Origin of the sequence: Sphaerisporangium melleum (assembly GCF_014646695.1) — a bacterium.
In the GTDB taxonomy this organism is placed as follows: Bacteria; Actinomycetota; Actinomycetes; order Streptosporangiales; family Streptosporangiaceae; genus Sphaerisporangium; species Sphaerisporangium melleum.
Genome location: NZ_BMNT01000061.1, coordinates 24,817 through 37,730 on the forward strand (window position 1 = coordinate 24,817; position 12,914 = coordinate 37,730).

General features: G+C 72.3%; 9 protein-coding genes and 1 pseudogene. 8 read left to right on the forward strand and 2 right to left on the reverse strand.

Annotated features, from left to right (window positions below):
- Positions 1-82 precede the first annotated feature (82 nt).
- Complete coding sequence (locus tag IEY93_RS34865; RefSeq protein ID WP_189167444.1) at positions 83-2,704, reverse strand: glycoside hydrolase family 9 protein; 2,622 nt, start codon at positions 2,702-2,704, stop codon at positions 83-85.
- A 351-nt stretch (positions 2,705-3,055) separates the two neighbouring features.
- Between IEY93_RS34865 and IEY93_RS34870 the strand changes: the two genes are divergently transcribed.
- The 4 genes from IEY93_RS34870 to IEY93_RS34885 all read left to right on the forward strand — a co-directional run bounded on the left by IEY93_RS34870 (position 3,056) and on the right by IEY93_RS34885 (position 7,241).
- Complete coding sequence (locus tag IEY93_RS34870) at positions 3,056-3,643, forward strand: winged helix-turn-helix domain-containing protein (RefSeq protein ID WP_189167445.1); 588 nt, start codon at positions 3,056-3,058, stop codon at positions 3,641-3,643.
- On the forward strand, positions 3,640-5,085 hold the full coding sequence (locus tag IEY93_RS34875; RefSeq protein ID WP_189167446.1) for an MFS transporter: 1,446 nt from the start codon (positions 3,640-3,642) through the stop codon (positions 5,083-5,085). The genes IEY93_RS34870 and IEY93_RS34875 overlap by 4 nt, the downstream gene beginning before the upstream one ends.
- Positions 5,086-5,288: 203 nt before the next feature.
- Positions 5,289-6,440, forward strand: coding sequence for an MBL fold metallo-hydrolase (locus tag IEY93_RS34880; RefSeq protein ID WP_189167447.1), 1,152 nt, complete (start codon positions 5,289-5,291; stop codon positions 6,438-6,440).
- Positions 6,441-6,638: 198 nt separating this feature from the next.
- Positions 6,639-7,241 carry a DUF305 domain-containing protein gene (locus tag IEY93_RS34885; RefSeq protein ID WP_189167448.1) on the forward strand — a complete coding sequence of 201 codons (603 nt, stop codon included), beginning with the start codon at positions 6,639-6,641 and terminating at the stop codon, positions 7,239-7,241.
- Between the two features lie 12 nt (positions 7,242-7,253).
- Here the strand turns inward: IEY93_RS34885 and IEY93_RS34890 are convergent, their stop codons facing one another.
- A complete protein-coding gene (locus IEY93_RS34890) occupies positions 7,254-8,312 on the reverse strand; it encodes an NAD(P)H-dependent amine dehydrogenase family protein (protein WP_189167449.1) in 1,059 nt (352 codons plus the stop codon).
- Positions 8,313-8,572: 260 nt separating this feature from the next.
- Between IEY93_RS34890 and IEY93_RS34895 the strand changes: the two genes are divergently transcribed.
- The 4 genes and pseudogenes from IEY93_RS34895 to IEY93_RS38965 form a co-directional block, all read left to right on the forward strand.
- Positions 8,573-9,466, forward strand: a complete 894-nt coding sequence (locus tag IEY93_RS34895) for an SDR family oxidoreductase (protein WP_189167450.1) — start codon at positions 8,573-8,575, stop codon at positions 9,464-9,466.
- Positions 9,467-9,694: 228 nt separating this feature from the next.
- Positions 9,695-10,867 (forward strand): ROK family transcriptional regulator, encoded by a 1,173-nt coding sequence (locus IEY93_RS34900; protein WP_189167451.1) that lies wholly within the window; start codon positions 9,695-9,697, stop codon positions 10,865-10,867.
- Positions 10,868-10,945: 78 nt separating this feature from the next.
- Positions 10,946-12,454 carry a sugar ABC transporter ATP-binding protein gene (locus IEY93_RS34905; RefSeq protein WP_229691726.1) on the forward strand — a complete coding sequence of 503 codons (1,509 nt, stop codon included), beginning with the start codon at positions 10,946-10,948 and terminating at the stop codon, positions 12,452-12,454.
- Positions 12,451-12,914, forward strand: a pseudogene (locus IEY93_RS38965) (hypothetical protein); the annotation flags it as partial. The gene IEY93_RS34905 and the pseudogene IEY93_RS38965, both read left to right, overlap by 4 nt.

Sequence of the window (12,914 nt, forward strand, 5' to 3'; positions counted from 1 at the left end):
ACACTTTATCCGGGTACGGCGCCGGGCCGCCGCCCCGAGAGGCGGCGGCCCGGCGTGATCCCTGTTGCCCGAGGGCCGTAGGTCAGGAGGAGCAGGCGGAGCCGTTGAGGGTGATCAGGTCGGGGTTCGGGTTGGCGCCCCCCGTGCTCGAGCCCATGAACCCGAAGGTGATGGACTGACCGGGCTTGATCTTGGAGTTGAAGGACTGGTTCTTGGCCTGGACCGTCGCGCCGGCCTGGGTGAGGGTGGCGTTCCAGGGCTGGTAGGCCTGCTGGCCGCCGAGGAAGGCCCACTTCAGCGTCCAGCCGTCGACCGTCGTGGTGCCGGTGTTCTTGATGGTCACCTGCGTGGTGAACCCGCCCGGCCACTCGCCGTGCGTGGTGTAGGTGACCTGGCACTTGCCGGGGTCCTTGACGGTGCCGTCGCCCTGGTCGGCGATGAACGCCGAAATCCACGACAGCGGCGAGTTCCAGTTGATCGTCAGCTCGTTGGTGGACCAGGACTCGATGTCGTCGATGTAGCAGAACTGCGGCTTGCAGCCCTGCAGCTTGGCCTGCGCCACCGGGTCCTGGATGCCGGAGTTCGCACCGCCGGCCAGGGTGCCCTTGGGCGGGTTCGGCAGCGAGGCGTCGAGCTGGTGGGAGTACCACCGGCTGTGCTGGTTGTGCGAGTTCACCTCGCCGTACCCGGTGACGTAGGACATGTTCAGCGCGTTGCGGCCGAGGATGTAGTCGACGCCCTGCAGCACGCCGTCGCGGTACTTGCGGGTGCCGGTGATGTCGTAGGCCGCGGCCATGACCACCATGTTGTTCAGCACCTGGCTGTTGGAGCCCCAGTCATAGGTGGACGGGTTGTACGGCACGCCGTACGGGTGGGCGGTCAGCGTGGCCAGGTACTTGTCGGCGCCCTGGACCACCGACCGGCGCACCTGGTCGCGGCCGGGCAGCGCGTTCGGCACGGTCGCGAGGTCGATGCGGCCGAGCTGGGGCAGCAGCTGCCAGGAGAAGCCGCGCTCGTCCCAGATGTCGGCGGTGTGGTGCGGCGAGTTCAGCACGAAGTCCTTGAACTCCTTCTCGCCGGTGGTGATGTACAGCTCGGCGGCGGCCCAGTAGAACTCGTCGCTGACGTTGGCGTCGTCGTAGGTGCCGCCGCCGGTGCCGTCGGAGGGGGAGGCCAGCCGGTCGGGGTTGGCCTTGGCCGCGGCCCACGCCTTGCGCGCGGCGGTGAGGTTCTTCGCGGCGAACGCGGCGTCGTAGGGGGCGAACACGCGGGCCGCCTGCGCGGCGGTCGCGGCCAGGTTCAGCGTCGCGGCGGTGGAGACCGGGTGCAGTTCGCGCTTCTGCGGGTCGAGGTGCGGCAGCAGCGGCAGACCGGTCCAGTTCTGGTCGTGGATCTTGTGGTGCGCCATGCCCGCGTACGGCTTGCCGTCCGGCACCTGCATCTTCAGCAGGAACTCCTGCTCCCAGCGGGCCTCGTCGAGGATGTCGGGGACGCCGTTGCCGCTCTCGGGCAGGGTGAGCGTGCTGTCGCCCAGCGCGCTCGCGGTCGGGGCGTTCTTGGTGCGCTCGAACTCGCTCATGAGCTGGGCGACCGAGATGCCGCCGTTGACGACGTACTTGCCGTGGTCGCCCGCGTCGTACCAGCCGCCGGAGACGTCCTGGGTGTAGTCGCAGACGCCCGGCTGGCAGGGCACCTGCGTGTCGCCCTGGTTCGGCGCGACTCCGACGTGCCCGGCCGGCCTGCCGTAGCCGGGGCGCAGGTCGTCTCTGATCGGGGTGCCGCTGCGCTGGGTGTAGTAGAACTTCAGCGCGTCAGTGCGCAGCGTCTGATAGGCCGTGCCGCCGATGTCGAACGGCCGGCTGGTCTCGCCGTCGGCGGTGAGCGTGTAGCCGGTCCCGGCCTTGGTGTAGGAGCCGAAGTCGATGGAGTGGACGTTCTGCCCCGAGCTGCCGTCCACCCCGCGCGGCGTGGAGGTGCCGGAGGCGACGACCGTGCCGGAGGAGTTCTTGAGCTTCCAGGGCAGCGCCGTCGTGGACTCGGTCACCACGGTGGCGTTCTTCGGGCCCTTGGGCAGGTAGGCCACCTGGTTCACCCGCACCCGCGGCCCGGTGTCCGGTACGTACACCTCGGGGTCGGCGCCGCCCTTGAGGCTGACGTCGTCCATGCAGAACCGCCAGGGCGTCGCGCTGCCGCCGAGCTGGAAGACGACCTGCCCGTTGTCCAGGTCCACCGGCGAGGTGAAGGTGCTGGAGTAGGTGTCGCCGTCCGCTGTCATCTGCGGGTTGATCGCGACGTACGCCGTGTACGGGTCGACCGGCATCTGCACCAGCGCCCGCGCGGTCTTGGCCGGATTCGCCGAGGCGGAGAAGCCGAAGGAGTAGATCTCACCCTGGACCAGCGGGATGTCGTTCTGGCCGATGATGACGTCCCACGGGTTGACCGTGTCACCGGGGATGTCGGCGCACAGCCGGCCGCCGGTGGTGTCGAAGGTGATGTTGTCGGTGTGCCACCAGGGCTCACTGCCGCTGTCGAACGTGCCGTTGCGGATCTGCTCCGGGCCCTCCTCGGCCGCGGCCAGGGCCCGGGCGGGTGGGGCGGTGGTGCCGGACGCGCGCGCGGCCGGGGTGGTGAGGGCGGACGCGGCCAGCGTGGCCGCCGCGGTGACGGCCAGTGAGGCCGCCAACCGCCGGGATGGTCTGATCACGCGATTTCCCCAGGGTGTCAAGGTGCGAAGGATCGGGCCGGCCGGGGGGCACTGTCATGGGAGCGCTCCCAAGGCGGCGGTCCCCGCGATGTTTCCAACGCGTGACCAGACCGTCAATGGACCGATCGCGCACCTGTGGCCGCCCCGGAAGCCGCGCGCGGCGCGCGAGCGGGGCCCGCCGGTCGCCCTAGGTGTGCGGATTGCCCGCCGCCTGCCTTCCGGCGCTGGTCCGGGCCTGCGCGCGGCCACCGGAGCGCGCTGAAAGTTTCAGCCGCCCGCCGCGGGTGAGCGGGTGAGGGATTCACCAAAGAAAGCTTTGCAAATAGAGCTTTGCAGAGCTACCTTTGCGATATGCAGGAATGGCCGGAGAGCGCGGACACCTACCACGTACGAGACCCGCGGGTGATGAAGGCCGTGGCCCACCCGCTGCGCGTGCGGCTGCTCGGCGCGCTCCGCGTCGACGGGCCCGCCACGGCCACCGAGCTGGCCGCCAAACTCGGCGAAAGCTCCGGTTCGACCAGCTATCACCTGCGGCAGCTCGCGCGGTACGGCTTCGTCGAGGAGGACCCCGAGCAGCGGGACGCGCGCGAGCGCCGCTGGCGGGCGGTCCACCAGTACACCGCCTGGAGCGAGCTGGAGCTCGGCGGCACGTCCGAGGGCCGGGAGGTGGCCGGGTTCATGCGCGACCGGCAGACGGAGGTGCTGCTCGCCAATCGCCGGTCGTTCGAGCGGGACCGCGACTCGTGGGGGCCGGAGTGGATCGAGGCGGCCGGCATGTCCGACCACCTGGCCCGGCTCACGCCCGCGTCCATCACCGCCCTGTACGCCCGCGTCCAGGAGCTGATCCGCGAGATGGAGGCCGTAGACGCGGCCGATCCCGCCGCCGAGCGGGTGATGCTGCACCTCGCCGCCTTCCCGATCAGGGGGTACGACCTGTGACCGCCTCCCGCGACTCCGAACCACCGGCCTCCGGCGACCCCGTCGGAGCGCCCGTCTTAGGCGATGCCGCTGAGGCCCACGCGAGCACGACCGGTCAGTGTGCGTCCGAGAGCGCCGCTCCTGGTGAGGGGCACGATGGCGGGTTCCGGGCGCTGTCGCCGCGGGAGGCGCTGCGGCGGTACGTGCTGGTCAGCTTCCTGACCTGGCTGCCGCCCGGCCTGATGGTCGCCTCCTCGGTGCTGCTGATGACCTCGCGCGGCCTGGACCTGGCGCAGGTGGGCGTCGTCACGGCGATCTTCTCGGCCGTGGTCGTGCTCCTCGAACTGCCCACCGGCGGTCTGGCCGACGTGGTCGGACGCCGGGTGGTGCTCGCGGCGTCGGCGCTGTTCAGCGTGCTGGCGCTGAGCCTGATGGCGGTGGCCCACTCTTTTTGGGCCTTTGTCGTGGTCGCGGTGCTCAAGGGGGTGGCCCGGGCGCTGGTCAGCGGGCCGGCCCAGGCGTGGTACGTCGACGCCGTGCACGCCGCGGAGGGCCCGGAGGCCGACCTCAAGCCGGGCCTCGGCAAGGGGGAGGGCATGGCGTCGGCGTCGCTGTGCGCGGGGACGCTCGTGGGCGGCTTCCTGCCGCTGGTCGTGCCCGGCGGGCTGGCCGTGTCCATGATCGCAGCGGCCGGGGCGGCGGCCGTGCTGTTCGTGGTGGTGCTCTTCGCCATGCCCGAGCCGCCACGCCCGCGCCCCTCGGCCGGGACGGTGCTGCGCGGCGTGCCGGAGGCCATCGGCTCCGGGCTGCGGCTGGCGGTGGCGTACGCGGGGCTGCGCCGCCTGCTGTTCATGGCGTTCGTCCTCGGCATCGGGCTCAACGCCATCGAGATGCTCACTCCGGGACGGCTCGCCGCGCTGAGCGGCGCGCCCGAGTCCGGTGGCTTCGTCTACGCCGTGGTCGCGGCGGCCGGCTACGGGGCCAGCGGGCTCGGGGCCTGGCTGGCCCCGCAGGCGGCGCGGCTGCTGCGCGGGCCGGTCGCGGCGGCGGTCGTGGGCACGGTGGCCGGCGCCGCGGCGTTCGCGTTCCTCGCGGTCTCGGTCGCGTTCAGCGGGGTGGCGGGCATCGTGGCGGCGGGCGCGGCGTACGTCGTGATGTTCGCGACGGTCACGGTGGCCGAGATCGTGCGCGCCGAGATGCTGCACCAGCGGGTCTCCTCCGCGCGGCGCGCGACGATGATGTCGGTGGACTCGTTGCAGCTCCAGCTCGGCGGCATGGCCGGCTCCCTGGCCCTCGGGCTGCTGGCCGCGCGTGCGGGCACGGCCGCCTCATGGTGGGTCGCGGCCGGCGTCCTGCTGCTGTCCGCTCCGCTCTACCTCCGTCTCCCGGCCGCCCGCCCGGCGGCCACCGCCGTCCCGGCGGACCGGCCGGTGCCGGCCGTGGAGCAGGCGGCAGGCGGCTGAGCCGGCCCGCGTCCGCCGCTCCCTGACCGCCCCGGGTTCCCGGCCGTCCTGGATCCGGGCCGTTCCCGTGGTCCCCAGATGGTCCGATCTCGCACCCGGACCGCGTAGAACAACATTCGGTGCCGGGTGCACAATCGAGGCGTCGGCGTCACGGGCCCTGCGGGGCCCGCGGCGCGCGGGTGGGCGAGCGAAGGGCGTTGCGCATGAGCGAGCAGGGGGCCGGACCGGCCGTGGCCGCGACCCGGCGGGCCGCGGCGGGGGAGGAGGAGCGCGGCAGGCGGGTGACCCCGGCGGTCGAGGAGCAGCGAGCCGCGTGGCTGCGCGGCGACCTGCCGGAGGTCGAGCAGGTCCGTCCCGGGTTGTGGTCCATCCCGGTGCCGATCCCGATCAACCCGCTCAGGTACGTCCTGGTGTACGCGCTGGAGGTGCCCGGCGGGGTGGCCATCGTGGACGCGGGCTGGAACACCGGCGAGGCCTACCAGGCACTGGAGGCCGGGCTGGCGAAGGCCGGGTACGCGATGGCCGACGTGCGCGCGGTGCTGGTGACGCACATCCACCCCGACCACTACGGCCTGGCCGGACGGGTGCGCGAGGCGTCCGGCGCGTGGATCGGCCTGCACCCGGCGGACGCCGCCCTGCTGACCGAGCGCTACGAGGAGACCAGGATCGACGCGCTCGTCGAGCGGGAACGCGCCCAGCTCGCCCGCGGCGGGGTGCCGCCGCTCAGCCTGGACGAGCTGAGCGGCGCGTCCAAGATGATCAGGCACTACGTCACCATGGCCGCGCCCGACCGCCTGATCGAGGACGGCCAGGACCTCGGCCTGCCGGGGTGGGACCTGCGAGCCGTCTGGACCCCCGGCCACTCGCCCGGCCACCTGTGCTTCGTCTCCCCGTCCAGGCGGCTGCTGTTCTCCGGCGACCACGTGCTGGCGCGCATCACCCCGATCGTGGCCGTGCACCCGCAGTCGTCCCCCGACCCGCTGGCGGACTACCTCGGCGCCCTGGCGGCGGTGCGCGACCTGGACGTGGACGAGGTGCTGCCCGCGCACGAGTACCGCTTCCTGGAGCTGGCCGACCGGGTGGACTACGTGACGGCCCACCACGGCCGGCGGCTCGCGGAGATCGAGTCGGTGGTGGCGGCCGGGGGCGGCGCGACCTGCTGGGAGATCACCACCGGGCTCACCTGGTCGCGGCCCTGGGAGAAGATCGAGGCGTTCATGCGCAGGGCGGCGACCAACGAGACCCTCGCCCACCTGGTCTACCTGTCGGCACGGGGCCGCGTCCGCCGCGTGCCGGGCACGGGCCCCGGCGAGCCCGACCTCTGGTACTCCACCGCCGGCCCGGACCACTCCTGACCGGGCGGGAGGCCGTGCGCGAGCGGTCGTTTCCCGGGTGAGGTCACCTCCCGATCGGCCTCCCAGTCCTGCCACCGGCTCCGGCCGAGCGGCTGAACGCTTCCCGGCGGCCGCCCGTATCTCCCCGTGAACCGGGCGCGGCGCAGCCGCCGCTCCGGGCGCCGAACGGCCGTCGCAGGGCGAGGTGGGTGTGTGTCGATGGGCAGTCTCCGATGCGTTCGGGCGATCGGTGTCGCCGTCGCACTGGCGGTGCTGGGCGGGCCGGCGCTCACCGGGTGCGCTGCGGCGCCGGGCGAGGACGCGGTCGTGGCGGCGGCCGGCTACGAGGACGTGGCGAAGCTGCCGTACAACCTGGTGGACGTGCTGTTCTCCCGGGAGATGATCCTGCACTACCGGCAGGGGGTCACGATGGCACGGCTCGCCCCGGGACGCGGCCGCGACCCGTTCGTGCTGAGCCTGGCCGCGGACGTCCTGCGCGATGATCCCGCGCGGGTCGGTCCGCTGGCCGCCTCGCTCACGGCATGGGAGTTCTCGGTGCCCGACGCGGACAAGCCGCCGCTCCACCAGATGGAGGGCATGCTGAGCCCCGCCCAGCTCCTGCTGCTCAAGAAGCGTTCCGGCGCGGAGTTCGACCGGCTGTGGCTGACCGCGTTCGCCCGGCACACCGACTACGGCGTACGCCTCGCTGAGAAGGCCGGTAGGGAGGGCAAGGACGGCAGGACGGTCGAACTGGCCCGCGCCGCCGCCGCCGTCCAGCGAGCCCGGCTCGCCGGCATCGTGGAGCACCTGAAGAAGCCGTGACGCCCGAGGTGGTCAGGAGAGGCGGATGGCGCCGCGGCCGGTGATGAGCGGGAGGTCCAGGAGGGTGCGGACGCCGGCGGGCGCGGCGCACACGGCGGGGATCGCGTTGACGGCGTGCGCGGCGGCCCCGGCGAGGCCGTGGGAGAGCTCGTCGATGGTGAGCGTGAACTGCGGACGGCCCTCGATGTGGATGGCGAACCCCGGCGCGGGCCACCGGCGCACCTTGGCGGCGTCGGACTTGTGGACGCACTCGACGGTCATGAACGGCCGCCCGCGCACCAGGCCCGAGAAGATCCAGCGGGAGGCGCAGACCGTGCCCTGCCGGACGACCCCGGCCTTGATCTCGAACTCCTCGGTGGCCAGCTCGTAGTCGTCGGTCTCCTCCACCTGGTCCAGCTCGACGCCGAGCGCCTCGGCGACGAGCTGGACGCTCTCGGAGAACAGCGCCCGCTGGACGGCGCGGAACGGGCGCACGGTCTGCGCGTAGTCCCTGGGGACGCGGCCGAACCCGATGAGGTCCATGACGATCTGCCGCGACGGGTGCCCCACGTAGTCGGAGGACTCGCGGACGTAGATGTGGTCGAGCCGGGCCGAGAGCCCGCTGAGTGCCAGCGGGAGCAGGTCGCTCATGAAGCCGGGGTTGATGCCGGTGCCGTACACCGAGGTGCCTCCGGCGCGGCAGGCGTCCTCCAGCTGTCCGACCACCGCGGGCCCGTACACCTTGGGGTGGATGAAACCGGTGGTCGTGATGACGTTCTTGCCGGAGGCCAGCAGCGCGCACACCGTGCGCAGGTCGGTGGCGTAGTGGCCGCCGAAGTAGGCGGCGGGCAGGGGCATGTGCAGCACGCAGTCGGCCTCGGTGGCCATGATCAGGTCGACGTCGTCCACGCACGGCACGCCCGTCTCGGGTAAGCCGACCAGGCCTCCGGCGTCCAGCCCGGCCTTGTCCGGGTCGTACACCAGGACGCCGGCCAGCTCGAACTCGGGCCGGGTGATCACACTGTGCAGCGCATAGCTGCCGACGGCGCCGGTGGCCCACTGGATCACGCGGAGGGGCGGCTGTGCGGGCATTGGTGGCCTCCAGCCCGGGGGGATCGGGCGAGGCCGTGCGGAGATGGGGATCGGTTCCGACCCTCGCCTGGACGGGGCAAGAACTATAGCAGAATCCGACCCGTCCGATCACTATGCGCTACGCCCCCGGCGGGCCCTCGTTTGAGCGCCGGACATGAGGGGCATCGCGGGCGGGGCGGGATATTGTGGGTCCGCCTTCCAGAATCTTATTCTCCCAGGGTCTCCTTGATCGTCCGTGCATCTCTCGAAGGGTAGGCGGCATGTCGGAACTCAGGTTCGACGGAAAGGTCGCGGTCGTCACCGGCGCCGGGCACGGTCTCGGCCGGTCCCACGCGCTGCTGCTCGCCGAACGCGGTGCCAAGGTCGTCGTCAACGACCTCGGTGGCGCGCTCGACGGCTCCGGAGCGTCGACGGGACCGGCGGCCGAGGTCGTCGAGCTGATCACGAAGAACGGCGGCGCGGCGGTGGCCAACGCCGACAACGTCGCCACGCCCGAGGGCGCCGAGGCGATCGTCCGCACCGCGGTCGAGGCGTTCGGCCGGGTGGACATCGTGGTGAACAACGCGGGCATCCTGCGCGACAGGTCCTTCGGCAAGATGACCGTCGAGGAGTTCGACGCCGTGCTCGCCGTGCACGTGCGCGGCACGTTCCTGGTGAGCCGGGCGGCCTTCCCGCACATGAAGGAGCAGGGGTACGGCCGCATCGTGAACACCACCTCGCCGGCCGGTCTGTTCGGCAACTTCGGCCAGGCGAACTACTCCACGGCCAAGATGGGCCTCGTGGGCCTGACCAAGACCCTCGGCATCGAGGGCGCCCGGGCCGGGATCAAGGCCAACGCGATCGCGCCCATCGCCTGGACCCGGATGACCGAGTCCCTGCTGCCCGCCGAGTTCGAGGAGAAGTTCACCGCCGACCGGGTGAGCCCGCTGGTGGCCTACCTCGCCCACGAGAGCTGCGAGACGAGCGGTGATGTCTTCAGCGTGGGCGCCGGCCGCGTCGCCCGCGTCTTCGTGGCCGAGGGGCCGGGCTGGCGGACCGACGACCTCACCGTCGAGGCGATCCGCGACAACTGGGAGGCGATCATCGCCGAGGAGCCGCACCTGCCGACCACGCTCGGCGAGCAGGCCACCGCCTCCATGAAGGCGATGCTCTGAGGCGCCCTACCTGTGCCGGACGACGACCGGCCGTCGCGCGCGACGGCCGGTCGTTCCGTTTCCCGGCGGCCCTCTCGCTCGCGGCGGTGGGTGGAGTGAGCTGGATCACTCGCTTTTGCTGATCGCAACGAAAGTTGGTGATTGTCATCAAAAAGTGCTTTTCACCGATGGTGCGAGTGGTCTAGCTTCGGCGACACATCACTCCACATCGGAGGTGCTGTGAAACGCATGCCCGCACGGCCGGACAACGTGCACCAGGCGACCCTGCTCCGCCTGCTGCGCGACGGCGGCCGGTCGCGCGCCGAGCTGGGCGACGACGTCGCCCTGTCCCGCTCGAAGCTCAACCTCGAGCTGGACCGTCTCATCGAGACGGGCTTGGTCGAGCCGGCCGGTCTGGCCGCCTCGCGCGGCGGGCGGCGGTCGGGGATGGTACGGCTGTCGCCGCAGATCCGGTTCGCCTGCATCGACATCGGGGCCACCTCGGTCGACGTGGCGGTCACCAACGGCGAGCTGGAGATCCTCGGCCACATGAGCGAGCCGAGCGAGGTCCGCGAGGGCCCGGCCGTGGTGCTGGGCCGTGCCATGGACCTGCTGGGCAAGCTCCGCGAGCAGGGGCTGTACACGCAGCTGCACGGGGCCGGCATCGGAGTGCCCGGCCCGGTGAGCTTCCGCGAGGGCGTGCCGTTCGCGCCGCCGATCATGCCCGGCTGGGACCGCTACCCGGTCAAGGAGGCCGTCAGCCAGGAGCTCGGTTGCCCCGCGATGGTGGACAACGACGTGAACCTCATGGCGCTCGGCGAGCTGCACGCAGGGCTGGCCAGGCAGGTGGACGACTTCCTGCTCATCAAGATCGGCACCGGCGTCGGCTGCGGCATCGTGATCGACGGCAAGATCTACCGCGGCGTGTCGGGCAGCGCGGGCGACATCGGGCACATGCGCGTCGACGACCAGGGGCCGGTCTGCACCTGCGGCAACACCGGCTGCCTTGAGGCGTACTTCAGCGGCGCGGCGCTCGCCAGGGAGGCCGTCCGCATCGCCCCCCGCTCGCCGTACCTGGCCGAGCGCATCGCGCTCGGGATGCGGCCGACCGCACAGGACGTGGCCGTCGCGGCGACCATGGGCGACCCGGCCGCGCTCCAGCTCATCCGGGACGGCGGCCGGCACGTGGGTCAGGTGCTGGCCGGACTGGTCAGCTTCTTCAACCCCGGCCTGGTGATCATCGCCGGCGGGGTGGCCCGCCTGGGACACGTGCTGCTCGCGGAGATCAGGAGCGTCGTGTACCGCAGATCGCTGCCGCTGGCGACCGGCAACCTGCCGATCGTGCTGTCGGAGTTAGGCGACACCGCAGGGGTGATCGGCGGAGCCCGGCTGATCAGCGACCACGTCTTCTCCGCCGCATGACCCCCGCGAGCCGGCGCACCGCCGCACCGGCCCCCCGTCCCCGTCCCACCCCCCACCTGATCCACTTCGGAGGCCCCCGTGAGCGACCTGCTGGTCATGCGAGGGATCGTGAAGCAGTTCCCCGGCGTGCGCGCCCTGGACGGCGTCGATCTGGACGTCCGGGCGGGTGAGGTGCACTGCCTGCTCGGGCAGAACGGCGCGGGGAAATCGACGCTGATCAAAATCCTCGCCGGCGCGCACCGCCCGGACGAGGGCACCGTGACCTTCGGCGGCGAGCCGGTGAGCTTCTCCGGGCCGATGGCGGCCATCAGGTCCGGCATCTCGACCATCTACCAGGAGCTCGACCTGGTGGACGGCCTGTCGGTCGCCGAGAACGTCTTCCTCGGCCACGAGCAGGCCGCGTACGGCTTCACCCGCAGGCGGGACATGAACCGCGCCGCCGCCGCGCTGCTCGCCCGGCTCGGGCACGGCGAGATGCGCCCCACCACCGAGGTCGGACGGCTCCCGGCGGCGGGCAAGCAGATCGTCAGCATGGCGCGCGCCCTGTCCCACCAGGCGCGGCTGATCGTGATGGACGAGCCGTCGGCGGCCCTCGCGCACGACGAGGTCACCAACCTGTTCCGCGTCATCAGGGACCTGACCGCCCAGGGGGTGGCGGTCGTCTACATCTCGCACCGGCTGGAGGAGATCCGCGAGATCGGCGACCGGGTCACCGTGCTCAAGGACGGCAGGACCGCCGCCGTCGGGCTCCCGGCCCGCGAGACGCCGACCTCCACCGTCGTGTCGCTGATGACCGGCAGGGACGTCGAGTACGTCTTCCCGCCGCGCCCCGCGCCCGGGACACACGACGGGCGTCCGGAGGTGCTGCGGGTCGAGGGCCTGACCCTGCCCGGCGGCTTCGCCGACGTCTCGTTCGCCGTCCGGGAGGGGGAGATCGTCGGGCTGGCCGGCCTGGTCGGCTCGGGCCGGTCGGAGATCGTGGAGACGGTCTACGGCGCGCGCCGGCCCGCCGCCGGCCGGGTGGTGCTCGCCGGGCGGCCGGTCCGGCCGGGCAGCACCAGGCGGGCCGTGCGGCTCGGCATGGGCCTGGCCCCCGAGGAGCGCAAGTCGCAGGCCCTGCTGATGAACGAGACCGTCGCGCGCAACATCACCATCGCCGGGCTGAGCAAGTACTCCTGGTTCGGCTGGATGAACCGCAAGGACGAAAGCGCCGAGGCCGCGCGCCTGGTCAAGGCCGTCGACATCCGGCCGCCCGACCCCGCCCGCCCGGTGCGGACGCTCTCGGGCGGCAACCAGCAGAAGGCCGTGCTGGCCCGCTGGCTGGTCGAGGACCGCAAGCTGCTGCTGCTCGACGAGCCGACCCGCGGGGTCGACGTCGGGGCGCGGGCGGAGCTGTACGCCGTGATCCGGCGGCTGGCGGACGAGGGCGTCGGCGTGCTGCTGGTCTCCAGCGAGGTCCCGGAGGTGCTCGGCCTCGCCGACCGGGTCCTGGTGCTGCGCGAAGGCAAGGTCATCCACGAGTCGGACGCCCGCGACCTCGACGAGCCGCGCGTCCTGGACATGATCATGGAAGGGAGTGCGCTGTGACGGACGCGCACGCCACCGACGGCGGCGTCCCGCGGGACGCCGGCGCCTCGGACGGCACAGAGCAGACCGCGGGCGGCGTCTCGCAGGACGTCCCGCCGCCGGCGGACGAGCACACCCGCGTGGAGACGCAGGCCCGGGCGGCCGCGCCGAACGGGTCCGCCGGCCCCGGCCTGCTCGGCCGGGTCGGCCAGGCCCGCCATATCGGGCTGGTGGTGGCGCTGGCGCTGCTGGCGGTGATCGGGCTGGTCACCGTGCCGGAGAACTTCGCGACCTCGTCCAACCTGGTCAGCATCCTGGCGCTGGCCTCCACGATCGGTGTCATCACCGTCGGGATGACCTTCGTCATCATCGGCGGGGGCATCGACCTGTCGGTCGGGGCGATCATGGCGCTGGCGTCGGTGTGGGCGACCACGCTGGCCACGCAGGCGTACGGCCCGTTCGTGATGATCATTTGTGCGGT